Origin of the sequence: Nitrosomonas sp. (assembly GCF_024282095.1) — a bacterium.
In the GTDB taxonomy this organism is placed as follows: Bacteria; Pseudomonadota; Gammaproteobacteria; order Burkholderiales; family Nitrosomonadaceae; genus Nitrosomonas.
On record NZ_JAMWZS010000002.1, the window covers coordinates 112,775 to 129,443 of the forward strand.

Annotated in this window: 10 protein-coding genes; 4 read left to right on the plus strand and 6 right to left on the minus strand. The window is 52.4% G+C overall.

The genetic code is table 11. The features are described 5' to 3' along the window. Positions 1-13 precede the first annotated feature (13 nt). Both Q0K92_RS01345 and Q0K92_RS01350 read left to right on the plus strand, forming a co-directional pair. The gene (locus Q0K92_RS01345) at positions 14-1,675 is read left to right on the plus strand and encodes a CorA family divalent cation transporter (RefSeq protein WP_297323998.1); all 1,662 of its coding nucleotides are present in this window, start codon (positions 14-16) and stop codon (positions 1,673-1,675) included. A gap of 274 nt (positions 1,676-1,949) precedes the next feature. Beyond that, positions 1,950-2,291 (plus strand): retroviral-like aspartic protease family protein, encoded by a 342-nt coding sequence (locus Q0K92_RS01350; protein WP_297323999.1) that lies wholly within the window; start codon positions 1,950-1,952, stop codon positions 2,289-2,291. A gap of 404 nt (positions 2,292-2,695) precedes the next feature. On the opposite strand, the gene Q0K92_RS01355 is transcribed toward Q0K92_RS01350, so the two are convergent. Then, on the minus strand, positions 2,696-4,870 hold the full coding sequence (locus tag Q0K92_RS01355) for a glutamine synthetase III (RefSeq protein ID WP_297324000.1): 2,175 nt from the start codon (positions 4,868-4,870) through the stop codon (positions 2,696-2,698). Between the two features lie 378 nt (positions 4,871-5,248). On the opposite strand from Q0K92_RS01355, the gene Q0K92_RS01360 reads away from it, so the two are divergent. Both Q0K92_RS01360 and Q0K92_RS01365 read left to right on the plus strand, forming a co-directional pair. Then, complete coding sequence (locus Q0K92_RS01360; RefSeq protein WP_297324001.1) at positions 5,249-6,199, plus strand: DmsE family decaheme c-type cytochrome; 951 nt, start codon at positions 5,249-5,251, stop codon at positions 6,197-6,199. 37 nt (positions 6,200-6,236) lie between these two features. Continuing rightward, positions 6,237-8,315 (plus strand): MtrB/PioB family decaheme-associated outer membrane protein, encoded by a 2,079-nt coding sequence (locus Q0K92_RS01365; protein WP_297324002.1) that lies wholly within the window; start codon positions 6,237-6,239, stop codon positions 8,313-8,315. 65 nt (positions 8,316-8,380) lie between these two features. Here Q0K92_RS01365 and Q0K92_RS01370 read toward each other — a convergent pair whose 3' ends face one another. The 5 genes from Q0K92_RS01370 to Q0K92_RS01390 form a co-directional block, all read right to left on the minus strand. After that, on the minus strand, positions 8,381-9,841 hold the full coding sequence (locus tag Q0K92_RS01370) for a catalase (protein ID WP_297324003.1): 1,461 nt from the start codon (positions 9,839-9,841) through the stop codon (positions 8,381-8,383). Between the two features lie 80 nt (positions 9,842-9,921). Next, positions 9,922-13,104: a multidrug efflux RND transporter permease subunit gene (locus Q0K92_RS01375; RefSeq protein ID WP_297324004.1), complete on the minus strand. Its 3,183-nt coding sequence runs from the start codon at positions 13,102-13,104 to the stop codon at positions 9,922-9,924. Then, positions 13,101-14,330, minus strand: a complete 1,230-nt coding sequence (locus Q0K92_RS01380; protein ID WP_297324005.1) for an efflux RND transporter periplasmic adaptor subunit — start codon at positions 14,328-14,330, stop codon at positions 13,101-13,103. Before Q0K92_RS01380 ends, Q0K92_RS01375 begins: the two co-directional genes overlap by 4 nt. Before the next feature lie 49 nt (positions 14,331-14,379). Beyond that, positions 14,380-14,931 carry an NAD(P)H-dependent oxidoreductase gene (locus Q0K92_RS01385; protein WP_297324006.1) on the minus strand — a complete coding sequence of 184 codons (552 nt, stop codon included), beginning with the start codon at positions 14,929-14,931 and terminating at the stop codon, positions 14,380-14,382. Positions 14,932-15,034: 103 nt separating this feature from the next. Beyond that, positions 15,035-16,636, minus strand: a complete 1,602-nt coding sequence (locus tag Q0K92_RS01390; RefSeq protein ID WP_297324007.1) for an efflux transporter outer membrane subunit — start codon at positions 16,634-16,636, stop codon at positions 15,035-15,037. Positions 16,637-16,669: the final 33 nt, after the last annotated feature.

Genomic DNA, 16,669 nt, shown 5'->3' on the forward strand with positions numbered 1-16,669 from the left:
GTAAATTTGATCCATGATGACCACTACTACTTCAAATCATACTGTCCGCCATTTCCGCGAAGTGCTTTTCTGGCCAGTGCAAATGATGCCGCTTGCGGGCGCCAGAAACGCACAACCCTACTGGGAATTGCTGGCACAGGGCGACAAAGACAATCCATGGCGCAGGCTGAAGGACAGATTTCAGGCGGATGGGCTTGATTTTGATGAACGACACTACAAGGAATTCGTTACCTTTTTGCCATATGTCCAGCGCTTCATCTATGGCGAAACCCGCGGTCATATGTCCGATAATGCATCCGATCCGCCTGGCGGTTCGGCAATCAAAATATTCCGAAGATGCGGGGTTTCCGCCTTGCGACTGGTTCTGCGCGAGGGCGAAGCACCCATCACGCTGGATGTGGAGCATATCGAACTCTGGTTTTTCGACGACATCAACGTGGCTTTCCTCAAAGTGGAATTATCCGCCACCGATCTGCCATTCGCCTGGGTATGCGACCTGCTGTATCGTTTTGGCCGCGCCTACCCTACAGGCTGGGATGAAGACGGTCATGGCAAGCACAATGTCCACCGAGCCGAGTGGTTATCTGTAGATGGTGCGGTTCTCGCCGTGTCAGATTCAGATAACCACAAAAAATTTCTCTCCTACACCCGCGAGCATCGCTCACCAGGTGTTTCAGAACACTGGGATTTTCTCCTGCGCCCTTTGGTGCTGGATCCATCGAAAGAAACTGGCATCTTGCGCTACCGCCAGATCGAATACCATCGGATGCCATTGATGGCCTTCCTGGCAGTGGACAATCCGCGCGACATAGATCGGGAGAACTGGGTGCGCCTCGGTCTGGTCGCCACCCTTCCTCCCGACGAGTCGTTACCAACGCATGATCCGGACGTGGTCGAATTCGAATCACGCTACTGCTATGACCGCTTTTGGACAGACACCAAGGCCGGCCCCAACACTCGCTTCCTCTGCACTGGTCGCGCCTTCCTTGTCGTTGGGGATGCACATGCCGATTATTTTCATGACAAGGCGCGCGGCATCCTGGCCCAGTTCCGCCATCAGTACGTTTTACTGTTCCTGATCGCACATTTTCACCGCGCCTCGCTGTTGGTATTTTCTAACCGCATGGTGGATGCGGTGCATGACTTGGATATTCGCGTACCGCAATCTATAAATTGCTTCCGACGCAGGGTTTACGCCGGTTTCGAGGCTTTCTTGCGCTTCACCCACCGTTACTGGTATCACGAATTGTCCGAGAGATCCCACGTACAGGCGCTCTACCGCTTGTGCAGTAAACATCTGGGCAACGATTCCCTGTACCAGGAGGTGAAAGAAGATCTGCGGGACATGAGCCAATATCTCGACAGCAACACGCAGCGCCAGCAATCCACCACAATCGTCCGCCTCACCGTGGTGACCACGTTCAGTATGATCGGCACGGTGGCTACTGGGCTGCTCGGCATGAATCTCATTGCCGAAGCCGACGCACCCGTCTCCACTCGCCTGACTTATTTCTTAGTTACCACGCTGATCACGGCATTACTCATGTTGTTGGCCATTCTCAAGTCGAAGCAGCTCTCGAGTGTAATGGACATGCTGGCTGATGACCAGAAAAGCCTGCGCACCCGCTTGGCCGGACTGGGCAAGGCATGGCAACGCAACCCGCCCAAGCCTTGAACGATCAAAGTTCCACTTCCTTTAGGTAGCCCGCTTTTGATGGAATAAGAAAAACATGATTTGCGGGCTCCACTGAAGCACGATACAGATATTCTCAACACCTCAGGATTTCAAAAACGTATATTTGTGATCGATACCAATCACTCACTGAATAAATTTGCTCAGATGCTTTTTAACAGATTGACTGTTAAACCGCAGTAGTCATCTTCGTTATCCCAAAGTTAACTGAGAAACGATCGCGCATAGAGGAGTCCGGAGAATGTGAACTAACGGGATGGATAACCAAGTTGTGGAAATTAATGCATTGGTTGATACAGGAGCGACTTTTATGTATGTCACCGAAGCAATCGCTTTGCAGCTTGGTTTTGATATTACTGAAGTTGGTCGGCAAATGGCCACGCTCGCAGATGGCCATCAACTCAAGGTGCCGAAAATCGCTCCAATAGAAATAGCATTTGAGAATCGTACTTACGTAACCGAAGCGGTTGTGCTGGGTAATGAGCCGTTACTCGGTGTCATTCCTTTGGAGGCAGTGGATTTGATTATTGACCCTCGCCAGCAGTCTTTGATTGTAAACCCTCAGCATCCCAATTACCCCGTAGCCTTGGCAAAGTGACCTATAGCCATACGGCGTAACTTATCTGGTCATTGTCCATATTTAAGCTTTCAACGTTTGAATCAAATCAATTCCGGATGGAGTGAGCTTATCCGGGCTACTTGTTGGGCGATCAGCGAAGGAAAACAGGCGGCGCGGGGGGTGGATGAGTTTCTCATGAGACGAAGCGATTTACCGAAGATGAAGTTGTTTTGAACAGACGCGGGATAAGCACAGGAAGAACGTCGAAATGCCGGAATACGCTACAAGGTGTTTTGTTCCAATCGCCACCGTTTAGTAGACCGTTGAGAAATGTTTTCGATCATGCAAAAACAGGCGAGAAAGCGCAGCTTATGCGTAATAAATGAGCATTTTTAGTCTGTTAACACCGCAGCGACAACGCAGATCGTTTTTTTGACGGCCTGTTAGAGTTTGAAGAGCATCTCCGCATAGGACGGCACCGGCCACGCGGTGGTGGGGAGGAGGCATTCAAGCGCATCGATGTCGCTCCGCAGACCATGCATCGCCGGAACCACTTTGTCGCGGAATGCTTCCGCTTTTTCCTTCGCATGCTCGACGCCATTCGCTTTTTCCTGCGCGGCTTCGAGGATCGCGAGCTTCTTGTACGCAGCCACGAGGTGCTTGTTGATCTTGCCTGCCAGGTCCTTCTGCACCGTCACCGTGAGCCCGAGCGACTTGGCATTCTGGCTGGCCTGGCCGAGATCGCCGAGGTAGCTGATGACCGAGGGAATGTATTGCTTCTTCACCATGTCGATGGATGCCTTGGCCTCAATGTTGATATTCTTGGTGTACTGCTCGAGGTACACTTCGTAGCGGGAGTGGAGCTCACCGCCGGAGAGCACTTTGTACTTCTCGAATAGCTTCACAGCGCTGTCGTTGGCCATTGCGGCCAGGGCGTCGACGGTGTTGGAAATGTTGGGAAGGCCGCGCTTCTTAGCTTCCTTGATCCAATCAGCGGCGTAACCGTTGCCGTTGAAGATCACGCGACCGTGCTTGTTGACGGCTTCGCGGACGATGGCCGTGGCTTCCTTGTTCACGTCCGGGGCTTTCTCAAGCCGGGTCGCGATTTCGTCCAGCGCTTCCGCGGCCACGGTATTCAGCACCGTGTTCGGACCGGCGATGGAGGCGGAGGATGCGACCATGCGGAACTCGAACTTATTGCCGGTGAAGGCGAACGGCGAGGTTCGATTACGATCGGTGTTGTCCATCGGAAGGGAGGGAAGGCTGTCGACGCCGAGTGCCATGAAGCGCTCGCCCTTGCCTTTGCCGGACTTGCCCTTTCCGAGAGCTTCCAGAATATCGCTCAACTCATCACCCATAAATACGGAGATGATGGCGGGCGGAGCTTCGTTCGCGCCGAGGCGCAAGTCATTGCCGGTGTTAGCGGCACTGGCGCGGAGTTTGTCCGCGTGCCGGTCGACGGCGGTCAGGGTGGCGGCGAGGAAGATGAGGAACTGTTCGTTGTCGTACGGGGTGTTACCAGGCTCGAACAGGTTCTGTCCGTCGTCGGTCGCAAGCGACCAGTTGTTGTGCTTGCCCGAGCCGTTTACGCCGGCGAAGGGTTTCTCATGAAGCAAGCAGACGAGGTCGTGTCGCAGCGCGACTTTCTGCATGGTTTCCATCACCAATTGGTTGTGGTCGGTGGCAACGTTGGTGGTGGAAAAGATCGGAGCCATTTCGAACTGAGCCGGGGCGACTTCGTTGTGCTTGGTTTTCGCCAGCACGCCCATCTTCCAAAGTTCGATGTCCAAGTCGCGCATGAAAGCGGAGATGCGGTCCTTAATCGCGCCGAAGTACTGATCTTCCAGCTCCTGGCCTTTGGGGGCCGGGCCGCCAAAGAGAGTGCGGCCGGCGCTGATGAGGTCAATGCGCTGGTCGTAGTACTTTTTATCGATGAGAAAGTATTCCTGTTCCGGGCCGACGGTCGCGGTCACGCGTTGGGCGGTGGTATTGCCGAGCGCGCGCAGAACGCGGATCGCCTGCTTGGACACGGCTTCCATGGAGCGGAGAAGTGGGGTCTTCTTGTCGAGGGCCTCGCCGGTGTACGAGCAGAATGCGGTCGGGATCGTGAGCGTCACATTGCCGGCGGCGTCTTCCTTAAGAAAAGCGGGTGAAGTGCAATCCCACGCGGTGTAGCCGCGGGCTTCAAAGGTGGCGCGGATGCCGCCCGAGGGGAACGAAGAAGCGTCCGGTTCGCCCTTGATTAACTGCTTGCCGGAGAACTCCATAATGATGTGCCCATCGGCGGTCGGGGTGATGAACGAATCGTGCTTCTCGGCGGTCTTGCCGGTGAGGGGCTGGAACCAGTGGGTGTAGTGGGTGGCGCCTTTCTCGATCGCCCAGTCCTTCATCGCGTTGGCGACAACGTTGGCGACTTCCAGCGTGAGCAACTTGCCCTTCTCGATGGTTTCTTTCAGCGCGCGGTAGATATCCTTGGGGAGTCGCTCCTGCATGGCGCGGTCGCCGAAGACGTTGCTACCAAAAAGTTCGGTGAGGTCATCGCTATTCGTTTTTTTGGAAGTCACTTTGTTCCGTCCATTGCTCGTTGATTCTTTCGCAGTTTTCTGAAGTACAGACATGTCCTTCCCCTCTTGATTGAATTTTCCGCCGAAATTGTTCGGTCGAGCAGGCATACAGGAAAAATAAACACCCTTTTATGCAAGATGAAAGTACTGGAAATCGAATGGGGTGTCAAACACCCGCTTTGACAGGTTGTTGAAAAACTATCTGCGTTACCGTTGCGGTGTTAAAAACAGGCTCAAAATGCTCCTTTCTGCTGGACGCAAAGATTCGTGATCAATTCATTGAATCCGCAAGCGATTAGTCAGGCTGCAACAATTAACAGTACCAAGACTTCTATTCCTGTGTGAAAACTCACCGAGAATTTTAGCTGCATAACCAATAATGCGCTCACCAATGATTCTGTTGTTAATAATCAATTTAGTGAGTGAGTAAGCATGTTAAGCAATGTAAAAGTTATTCGGTCGTGGCTATTGGTCATCACCCTCATATCCGGTATCGCGCTACTGTCTCAACATGCGCTCGCAGAAGACGATCTCGATGATGACGATCCGCCGCCGGACTATGTACTCAGAGGGGATGGCAAATGCACAGTGTGCCATGATGAAAATAGCGACAGGCCGGTACTTGGCATCGGAAAAACCAAACATGGCACAGTTGCGGATCATCGCACACCCACATGCACCAGTTGCCACGGCGAAGGCAACAGCCATGTCGATTCCCCTGACAAAGCGCTCATGCCAGAGCGGACTTTCGGAAAGAATTCACTCAATCCCGTCGAAGAACGCAATGCAGCTTGCTTAGCATGCCACCAAGGCGGCAAGCGCATGCACTGGGCTGGCAGCTTGCATGCCAATCGCGATACGGCTTGTACGGCTTGTCACCAAATACATACCGAGCAAGACAAAGTACGCAACCGCATCACCCAGGCAGAAGTGTGCTTTAACTGCCATAAAGAGTTACGCACGCTGATTAACCGCCCATCCCGCCATCCCATACGTGAAGGCAAGGTGATCTGTTCCGATTGCCACAACCCGCACGGTTCCGCCGGGCCCAGCAACATGGTGCGTGACAGTGTCAATGACACCTGCTTCACCTGCCATATGGAGAAACGTGGGCCGTTTGTTTATAACCATCCGCCCGCACAAGAAAATTGCGCCATTTGCCACAACCCGCATGGCACCACTGCGCCCAATTTACTGAGATCACGTTCGCCCTTTTTGTGTCAGGAATGCCATGAACCCAATACCCACCAAGGCAGTTCCGGAACACTGACGGGGTCATACGCCAGAAATACCTTGGCCAGGGGTTGCCTCAATTGCCATACCCAGGTTCATGGCAGCAATAATCATGAAAATGTACGCAATGAAAGCATGTTTCAACGCTGATTGAAGAGAAATGACAATGAACATCCGCATAATTAAAATGAAATTTCCTCAATCAATCCTTGCCATAACGCTCGCCTTGATTAATGCACCGGTTTGGTCATCGGATAATGACCCGATTAAGGAACTCACAAAACCCAAAAGCACCGTCAACTTTGGCACAGGCTATCTGTTTAACGATAATGCCCGTTTTGGTCAGTACACCGGCCTGCGTAATGAAGGACCCTATGGCATTTTTAACATAGATATCGTACGACGCAATGACGAAACCGGAACCTGGCTCAAACTACTCGGCCGCAATCTGGGATTGCAAAATCGTGATGTTCGGTTTGAACACAGTAAACAAGGCAACTGGGGTTACTTTATCGACTACAGCCAGACGCCGCGCTATGAACCGTTCACTGTCAATACGGCGGTTACCGGCATCGGCACTGCCGATGTTCACGTGCCAACTTCCCCGACTTCCGGAGATCCGGCGCAGCTCAAGACAGAACGCCAGTCGATTGGATTCGGCTACAATAAATTCCTGCCGGGCAATCTGGAATTCCAATTGCATTTCCGCAATGAAGACAAAGACGGCGCGCGCCTGTTCGGACGCGGCAATCGGCTCGGCGCACCGGGCCCCAAAGCTGTTGGCGGCTTTGAATTCATCCCCGAACCGATTAATTCGACCATTCGCCAATTCGGCGCTTCGCTGGATTACGTCGGCAAACAGCTGCAATTATCAGGCGGATACTATGGCACGATGTATAACAACAAAAACTCGGTTTTGAATGTCACAGGCGGCAGTGACGTGGGCGGCATCTATGCACCCAGCGCATTTACCCCCATTGCATTGGCCCCTGATAACCAATCGCATCAGGCATTTCTAGCAGGCGGCTACAGCTTCACCCCCACCACACGCGGCACATTCAAAGCGGCTTACACCCGCGCCACGCAAACGAATAGTTTCTCTCCCACCCTATTTTCCGCACCGGGCGTTGGCGCCAATCTGGGCGGCCGCATTGATACCGCGTTGCTGCAAGCCGGGCTCACGGCCAGACCACTTGCCAAGTTATCCATCAATACCAATTTTCGTTTTGAGGATCGCGATGATAAAACACCCGTATTACTCTATAACCCGATGGCAACCTTACTGGACTTGAATGGTAATAGTTGGCACGGGTTTAATAATCCACGTTCTTTCAGGACAATTACCAGCAAATTTGAAGCAAGCTACGCATTACCCAAAGATTTTCGCCTGATTGGCAGCATCGACCATGATCATCGGGATCGCAGCGGTTTTGCAACGAATACCAGCCATCGGCACCGCACCGATGAAATCTCTTATCGCGCTGAATTGCGCCGCTCATTATCGGAAACCATAACCGGCACCATTGCCTATATTCTTAGTGATCGTTTCGGTTCCAGCTTTCTCACCAACACAACAGGCACAGGCGATCCTTTCTTCAATCTGATTGCGCCCTTCAATCTCGCTGATCGCACACGCGATAAGGTACGCTTAATGGCTAATTGGGAACCCATCGAATCGCTATCGCTGCAATTGGCCATTGATGAATCACGCGATAACTACGGTCATCGCGCCGGCTCGGATTTAGGGCTGCAAAAAGGCTCGGCACGGAACTATTCACTGGATGCCACCTATACCTTCTCCGAAGCATGGCAAGCAACCGCCTGGTTCTCCAGGAACGAAACGCATATTGATCAGACATCCAGAAATCCTATTACAGACAGCGGATTCCGCGAAGTCTGGAACGCCAACCTGCAGGATATCGGTACTTCTTTTGGATTGGATATCAATGGCAAACCCACCGACAAACTTGAAACCGGCGCAAACTTACTCTATTCGGATTTCACAAATAAATTCAACCAGAAAGTGATTCTCGACCCGCAAATCAACACCGTGCCCAACATCTCGACACAATACGGCAGCTTGCGATTGTATGCAAAATACGAGGTGCGCAAAAACCTGGGGCTGCGGCTGGATTACATCCTTGATCACTTCAAAACCAATGAGTGGACTTGGAATTGGCGCTATACCGACGGCACAAAATTAACTCAGGACACCAATCAGATGATCAGCTTTGTTTTCCTGTCCGCTTTCTATAGCTGGCAATAGTGACCTCAACATCTCCCGGTTACTCGTATAACCGCTTGCAAAACAAGTATGCCGCCAGCCTGCAATTATTCCTTCCCGACTTCGCTCTGCGGAATACCCAGCGCCTGCGCGATGCCTGCACCATAAGCGGGATCAGCTTTGAGGCAATTATTAATGTGGCGAATCTGAATTTCGCGCGGCACACTTTTGATAGAACGCGCGGTATTCTCAAATAAAGCTTGCTGTTGTGCTGGTGTCATTAAACGGAACAACGCACCCGGTTGCGAGTAATAATCCGTATCCTCACGGTGATTCCAATGATCAGCGGCGCCCTCCAAACTCAATGGCGGTTCGGCAAACTCCGGCTGCTCCTGCCATTCACCGCTGTTATTCGGCTCGTAACCCAGTGTGCCGCCGAAGTTTCCATCCACGCGCATGGCGCCATCCCGATGGTAGCTGTGCACCGGACAACGCGGCGCATTCACCGGAATCAGATGATGATTCACCCCCAGGCGATAACGCTGAGCGTCACCGTATGCAAACAACCGTCCCTGCAACATCTTATCTGGTGAAAAACCGATACCGGGCACGATATTGGCGGGATTAAAAGCCGATTGTTCCACTTCCGCAAAAAAGTTCTCAGGATTACGGTTCAGTTCCATGACACCGACTTCGATCAATGGATAATCCTTATGCGGCCATACCTTGGTGAGATCAAACGGGTTGTAGGAAACTTTGGCGGCATCCGCTTCCGGCATGATCTGCACGTACATCGTCCACTTGGGGAAATCACCTTTTTCCAGGCTTTCAAACAAGTCGCGCTGATGGCTTTCACGATCTTTGCCAATGATCGCTTCAGCCTCCGCATCGGTCAGGTTGCGAGTCCCTTGTTGCGATTTCAGATGAAACTTGACCCAATGGCGCACATTCTTGGCATTAATGAAACTGAAGGTATGGCTGCCGAAGCCGTGCATATGGCGATATGTGGCCGGAATGCCGCGTTCGCTCATGACAATGGTAATTTGGTGCAATGCCTCCGGCAGTGATGTCCAGAAATCCCAGTTGTTTTTCGCGCTGCGCATATTGGTGCGCGGATCGCGTTTCACGGCATGGTTCAGATCGGGAAATTTCAATGGATCACGCAGGAAAAATACCGGCGTGTTATTACCCACCAGATCCCAATTGCCTTCCTCGGTATAGAATTTCACTGCAAAACCACGAATATCCCGTTCCGCATCGGCTGCACCGCGTTCACCGGCCACGGTGGTAAAACGCGCAAATAAATCGGTTTTCTTACCGATCGTAGAAAAAATCCTGGCACGTGTGTACTGGGTAATATCGTGCGTGACGGTAAACGTTCCATACGCGCCGGAACCTTTCGCGTGCATGCGCCGCTCAGGAATGACTTCACGGTCAAAGTGTGCAAGTTTTTCAAGAAACCAAACATCCTGTAACAGTTGCGGACCGCGTGGCCCGGCTGTCATCACGTGCTGATTGTGGGCGACCGGACATCCGGCATTGGTGGTTAATTTCTTTTTGTCACTCATAGTGCACTCCTTTTCGCTGACAAATTGTGAAGCGGTTGCTTGCTATCGATATTGCAAGGCTTAATAATCATCCTCCTGAACTACTGCAGCTTTTCATCCTTTGGCGGATCGTCCGCTTTATCTTCAACCTGTTTTATCTGACCAGTTGCTTGCGGGGTACGCCGCCCGATTTTACCGATCAGCACAAAGAACAATGGCACAAAAAAGATCGCCAAAAATGTAGCCGCCAACATTCCTCCAAATACCCCCGTTCCGATCGAGTTGCGGCTGGCTGCACCGGCACCGGACGCCATCACAAGAGGAAGCACACCCAGAATAAACGCCATCGAGGTCATGATGATCGGCCGGAAACGCAAACGCGCCGCGTCCAATGCTGCTTCCGTCAACGACAGTCCAGCTGTGACCCGTTGATTGGCAAATTCAACGATCAGAATGGCATTTTTAGCCGCCAACCCAATCAATGTCACCAAGCCGATCTGAAAATAAATGTCGTTGGTCATGTCCCGTGCCCAGATCGCCAGAAAAGCGCCCAGGATGCCAAAAGGAATCGCCAGAATAACCGCAAACGGGATTGACCAGCTTTCGTACAAAGCCGCCAATACCAGAAACACCATCAGTAAAGCGAAGGCGAACACATAAGTGGATTGCCCGCTCGCCTTGCGCTCTTGCAACGATATTCCGCTCCAATCGATCGAATAACCTCTCGGCACTAGGATTTCATTAGCAACTTGTTCCAGTGCTTCAAGCGCTTGTCCCGAGCTATAGCCGGGCGCGGCACCGCCCAATATGAGTGCCGAATTGAATCCGTTGAAATGCGTTACCGGATCAGGTCCGCTATTAAATTCGGTAGTCACCACGGAATCCAGCGGAATCATGGTCTGCGCCGCACCATTCTGGGCGCGCACATAGATTTTGCTGATGTCCTCCGGGTTGGAACGGTATTCCGGCAATGCTTCCGTTTGTACCCGGTAGATGCGGCCAAACTTCACAAAATCATTGACATACAGATTGCCAAAGTAAGCCTGCATGGTATCGAACACTTCTGAGATAGGCACACCCAATGCTTTGGCCCGTTCCCGATCGACTTGCGCATACAGCCTGGGAGCACTGACACGGAAATTGGTACTGGCAACCGCAATCGCGGGATGCTCCATCGCCTTGGTCACAAATTCCTGGGCAACGGCGGCAAATTCGGCAAAATCACCGCCCCCCGGATCTTGCAATTGTGCTGAAAAACCGCCGGTGGAGCCCAAACCTGGGATCGAGGGGGCATTAAAAGCCAGAATCAGCGCTTCCGGAATCTTGGCGAATTCCTGAAAAGCTGCGGCAATCAGGCTGGGAACCTGCTCGCTGGTATTTCTACGGTCATCCCAATGATGCAACGGAATAAACATCGTCGCTTGATTCGTGCCACGGGTGCCAAAAACAAAATTCTGACCGGCTAGGGTGTCCGTGGAATGAACTGACGGAATCGATTGAAAGTATCCTTCAATCTTCTCTAAAACCTCAATGGTGCGTGTCATGGATGCGCCATCCGGCAATTGCACAACCGTAATGAAATACCCCTGATCTTCTTCCGGCAAGAAACTTCCCGGAATCGTTCTGAATAAACCAAAGATAACCAATATCAACGCCAAGAAAATAGTCAGCGCTATCACCGATCGTCTGATAACGACGCCGACCGTTCCGACATAGCGTGCCTGCGCCCAATCAAACGACCGGTTAAACAATACCCAGAAGCGCTTAGGAGAACCATGGCTCGGTTTGAGCACCAAGGCACACAGCGCTGGGCTGAGCGTCAACGCCACGAATCCGGAAATAGCCACGGACAGCGCGATCGTGATGGCAAATTGCTTGTACAGTTCCCCGGTAATTCCTCCCAAAAAAGCAACGGGTACAAACACCGCTGCCAACACCAAGACAATCGCAATCACTGGCCCGGTGACTTCACTCATGGCTTTTTTTGCCGCATCCCTGGGTGAAAGCCCGCCTTGAGTCATATGCCGCTCGACATTCTCCACCACCACAATCGCATCATCCACCACGATACCGATGGCCAGAACCATGCCGAAAAGCGTCAAGGTATTGATCGAAAAACCCAACGCTTCCATGCCGGCCAGCGTTCCGATCAGCGAAATGGGAACAGCGATAGCCGGTATCAGCGTCGCACGCCAACTCTGCAAGAACAGGAAGACGACCAGAATCACCAAGAGCATGGCCTCGCCAAGCGTCTTCACCACTTCGCGGATGGAAACATCGATGAACGCGGTGGTATCGTATGGAATATCGTACGACACGCCCGCCGGAAAACTCTTGGTCAGCTTATCCATTTCCTCGCGCACGCGCCGAACCGTGTCGAGTGCATTCGCACCCGGTGCCAGAAAAGTCAGCAAAAAAGTATTGGGTTTGCCATTCCACCGGCCTTGCAAATCATAGGACTGCGCCCCCAACTCCACCCGTGCGACATCGCGCATGCGCACCATGGAACCATCCGGATAAGCCCGGATAATCATGTCTTCGAATTCCCTGACTTCACTCATGCGCCCGCGGGTGATGACCGGAATGGTCAATTCCGTACCACTGGGCGTCGGCTCGCGGCCAATTCTACCGGCCGGAAAATCACGATTCTGCTCGCGCACGACTGCTGCAATTTCGGTCGGCGTAATATTGAGCTGCGCCATGCGGATAGGATCGAGGATCAAGCGCATGGAATAACTCTGCCCGCCAAAAATTATCGCATCGCCAACGCCGGGCAGCCGTTTAACGCTATCGAGAATGCGCAGCAACGCGTAATTCGACAGAAAAACCGTGTCATGCTTGGGATCGGTCGAACTCAGCGCGATCACCGCCAATAAATCGGGCGATGTTTTTTTTACGGTGATACCCTGTCGCACCACTTCATCAGGCAGTTGCGGTTCAGCAAGACGTTGCCGGTTCTGCGTCTGAACTTGTGCAATATCCACGTCGGTACCAATCTCGAACGTGAGCTTCATGGTCATATGCCCATCGTTGGTACTGGTCGATTCGTAGTACAGCAGATTATCGATACCGGGAAGTTGCACTTCGATGGGACGCGCTACGGCTTCCGCGACGACTTCCGCACTTGCGCCCGGATAATCGGCATCGATCTGTACCATGGGCGGTGTGATTTGCGGAAACTGCGCGATGGGTAGCTTTTGCAAAGCAACCAAGCCAATGACGACAATAATGATGGACAGGACCGATGCAAAAATGGGCCGGTCAATAAAGAAATGCGAATTCATGGCGTGTTCTGCACGATGGGTTCCTCAGCAGGCGGCATTAAGGAATTTTTTTCTTTTTGATAAGGAATGGCATTGACTTGAACACCCGGCAGAATGCGATAAAACCCCTCCACCACCACGCGTTCTCCCGGATGCAAACCATCTTCGATCAACCATTCCTTGCCGCGCCACATACTGGCCCGGATTGCCCGCAATTCCGCTTTCTCTTGTTTATCAATCACGTAGACAAATGAGCCGCTCGGCCCTTGCTGCACGGCGCGTTGAGGGATCAGAATGGCACCTGCGCGGGTATACCCTTTGATACGAATCTTCACGAACTGACCGGGATAGAAATAGGATTGTCCGGGAGAAAAGCCGCCTTCCGGATTGGGAAATACAAACCGCCCTTGTAACGTGCCGGTTTCAGGGCGCAAAGCAACGTCCGCAAAGTCCAGCACGCCTTCCTGGGGATACACGCTGCCATCGGAAAATGTCATCACGCCACGTAATTGAAAAATATCCGGCCGTTGCACCTTATGCTCGGCAAGCTCGCGGCGGCGGCGCAACAGATAGCTTTCAGGAACGCTGACATTGACATACATCGGATCGAGCTGGTCGATAGTAGCCAGCAGCGTCGTCTGCGCGGAGATCAATCGCCCTTCGTAGAAATGGCTGCGGCCGATCCGGCCGTTTACCGGCGCGGTAATCAAGGTATTATCCAGATCAAATTTGGCTTTAATCAGGTCATTTTGTGCCGATTCCAGCGCCGCTTGGGCCCCTAGTACCTCTGCCTGCGCATCATCCACATTTTTTTTACTGACCGCTTGCTGCTCAAGCAGCGGCTTCACGCGCGCCAAATCCTGCTTGGCTAAACCAAGCCGGGCTTGCGCCTGGGCCACCTTGGCCTTGCTGCTCAGATAAATGGCTTTAAATGGCACAGGATCAATGAGATATAACTGATCGCCTTTCTTGACATTGCGGCCTTCAGTAAAAAAGACCTTTTTAATGATCCCGCTGACTTGCGCGCGAATCTCCACAGGGCGAAAAGCTTCGGTCTGCCCGATGAATTCGGGCTCATCCTGAATCGTTTGCGTCGCCACCGTAATGACTTCCACTTGCGGAGCCGGTGGTGCAGCATGCGGAGGCGGTTTTCCTGAGCAACCGACCAGTAAAACCACGCATAGCCCGGCAATGGTCATGCCAATTTGCACGGTCAATCTAGCTAAGCTGGTGTTATGATTAATCATCAGATTCGAATAATTGTTAGAAAATTTACAGAAAATACAGTATCACGCATCAACAAGCGTGTTTATCCACCCAGGCAACATATCGATCCATCCAATTTTGCAGAAAATTCTTGCTGCCCGCACCGATATTTCCATCTGCGTCAAACAATCCATCTTTGACTTGAATAAACGCTTCAGGCTGACCCAGTGTCGGCACGTCCAAATAAGCAAGAATATTGCGCAAGTGCTGCTGCGCCATCGCCGTACCATTAGCACCCACAGAAACACCCAATATACCGGCAGGTTTACCCGCCCACGCGCTCTGCCCATAGGGCCGCGACGCATGGTCAAGCGCATTCTTCAGCACACCGGGGAGTGAGCGGTTGTATTCCGGTGTGACAAACAGCAGTCCATGCGATGCCACGATTTCAGCTTTCAACCGTTTCACCGCTTCGACCGGGTTCGTGTCACCGTCCTGATTATAGAGCGGCAAATCACCAATCTGAACTTGCTTGAATGAAAATTCGGGCGGCGCCAGTTTTATAATGGCGTTAGCCAGCTTGCCGTTGAATGAATCCTTGCGAAGGCTGCCGACGATAATGGCAATCTGATATCGACTCAACATGATCTCCTGTTATTGATATAAGATTTCTGATTCAGTATAACTTTACTCTACAACGTTAGCGCATTTTTTCTTTCCATCTGCCGGTGCCGATCACGCGGCGTCACGGCGACCATCCTCCACCCAACGCTTTATAGAGTTGCACCACGGACACCAAGCGGAAGCGATGTGTTGCACTGAGCGAAAATTCCGCATCAAACAGATTGCGTTTGGCAAGCAACACGTCCACATAGCTGGTAATGCCGCCCTGATAACGCAGGTTTGCCACATGCAAAGCCGAGTGCAGCGCTTCAACCTGCTGCTGTTGTGCTTGCAGTTGATCGTTGACGGTGCGAACCGCTACCAGCGCATCTTCAACTTCTTTGAACGCGATCAGGATCGTTTGTTCGTATTGTGCCAGCGCCTGTCTTGCTTGTGCTTCCGCAGCCCTTTGCTCGAAACCCAGACTTTGTGCATTGAGCAATGGACCCGCCAAGCCGAGCCCGCCTACGCCAAACTCGCTGCCGGATAACAATAGATTGGACAAAGCCGGACTCGCCACACCGAGAAAACCGGTAATCGACAATTTGGGAAAGCGCGATGCCTTAGCGACGCCGATTCTGGCCGTGGCAGCCGCCAGATTTTGTTCCGCTCGCAAAATATCCGGGCGCCGCTGCAACAACTCGGAAGGCAAACCAGCCGGCACCTCAGGTGCAACCAGTTGCGCGGTAAGCGAACGCCCGCGCGTTATCGACACCGGATTTCGTCCCAACAACACGCTGAGTTCATTTTCCTTCTGCACCGCTTTGCGTTCCAGTTCCGCCACCCGCGAAGCTGCATTGGCGCGCTCTGCCTCGAACTGATCCAGATCCAGACGGGAAATGATGCCGCCTTGCAACTGCGCGCGTGAAATGGCGACCGATTCTTCCCACGAAGACAATGCGCGATAGGCAATATCCCGCTGTATGTCAAATTGCAACAGATCGAAATATGACTGCGCCACTGCGCTGATCAGTGCTAGAACGATGGCGCGGCGATTTTCCTCACGCGCCATCAAATCCGCTCGAGCTGCTTCGTTGGAGCGACGAATCCTGCCCCAGATATCGATTTCCCAGTTCAGGGTCGTCTGCCCGAAATAGTTGAAAGGCGTCGGAAATCCCGGAATCTGGAATCCACTCAGCGTACCGAACGCCGGTGCATTACCAGTAATCTGCATATTAGGCACAAAATCCATGAATGCAATGCGTGAACGTGCCTGGAATTCGTCAACACTGGCCACCGCCTGTTTGAGATCCTTATTCTCCTGCAACGCCAGATTGATCAAGCGCTGCAGTTCTTCATCGCGCAGCAGCTCCCACCACGGAAGATTAGCGATGGATTGCCCCTCCGCCTGGCTGATGCGAAACTGTTCGGCGGTATCGATATGCGGGCGCAGATAGTCGGGACCCATCGCACAACCGGCTAGCAACATGCTCAAAAATAACACCAATCGACGCATCAGGCAGCCATACCAATGGTTCTTTCTGGATGAATGAACTCTCAACGGCGCTGCATCAGACCTCACAGACATACCAGGCCGTTGAAAAACTATCTGCGTTGCTGCTACGGTGTTAGAAACAGGCTCAAGATGCGCATTGATCGCGCATAAGCTGCGATTTCTCGCTTGCTTTTGCCTGTTACCGGCTGCCTCAAAAACGTTTTTCAACGACCTACTAACATATGACATATTAATCGCACCCATCCATTCAAAATACCCAGC

What these genes read in the sequence shown, in the direction of transcription:
- Q0K92_RS01345 (WP_297323998.1), top strand. Translation starts at nt 14, where the DNA reads ATGATGACCACTACTACTTCAAATCATACTGTCCGCCATTTCCGCGAA.
- Q0K92_RS01350 (WP_297323999.1), top strand. Translation starts at nt 1,950, where the DNA reads ATGGATAACCAAGTTGTGGAAATTAATGCATTGGTTGATACAGGAGCG.
- Q0K92_RS01355 (WP_297324000.1), bottom strand. Translation starts at nt 4,870, where the DNA reads ATGTCTGTACTTCAGAAAACTGCGAAAGAATCAACGAGCAATGGACGG.
- Q0K92_RS01360 (WP_297324001.1), top strand. Translation starts at nt 5,249, where the DNA reads ATGTTAAGCAATGTAAAAGTTATTCGGTCGTGGCTATTGGTCATCACC.
- Q0K92_RS01365 (WP_297324002.1), top strand. Translation starts at nt 6,237, where the DNA reads ATGAAATTTCCTCAATCAATCCTTGCCATAACGCTCGCCTTGATTAAT.
- Q0K92_RS01370 (WP_297324003.1), bottom strand. Translation starts at nt 9,841, where the DNA reads ATGAGTGACAAAAAGAAATTAACCACCAATGCCGGATGTCCGGTCGCC.
- Q0K92_RS01375 (WP_297324004.1), bottom strand. Translation starts at nt 13,104, where the DNA reads ATGAATTCGCATTTCTTTATTGACCGGCCCATTTTTGCATCGGTCCTG.
- Q0K92_RS01380 (WP_297324005.1), bottom strand. Translation starts at nt 14,330, where the DNA reads ATGATTAATCATAACACCAGCTTAGCTAGATTGACCGTGCAAATTGGC.
- Q0K92_RS01390 (WP_297324007.1), bottom strand. Translation starts at nt 16,636, where the DNA reads ATGTCATATGTTAGTAGGTCGTTGAAAAACGTTTTTGAGGCAGCCGGT.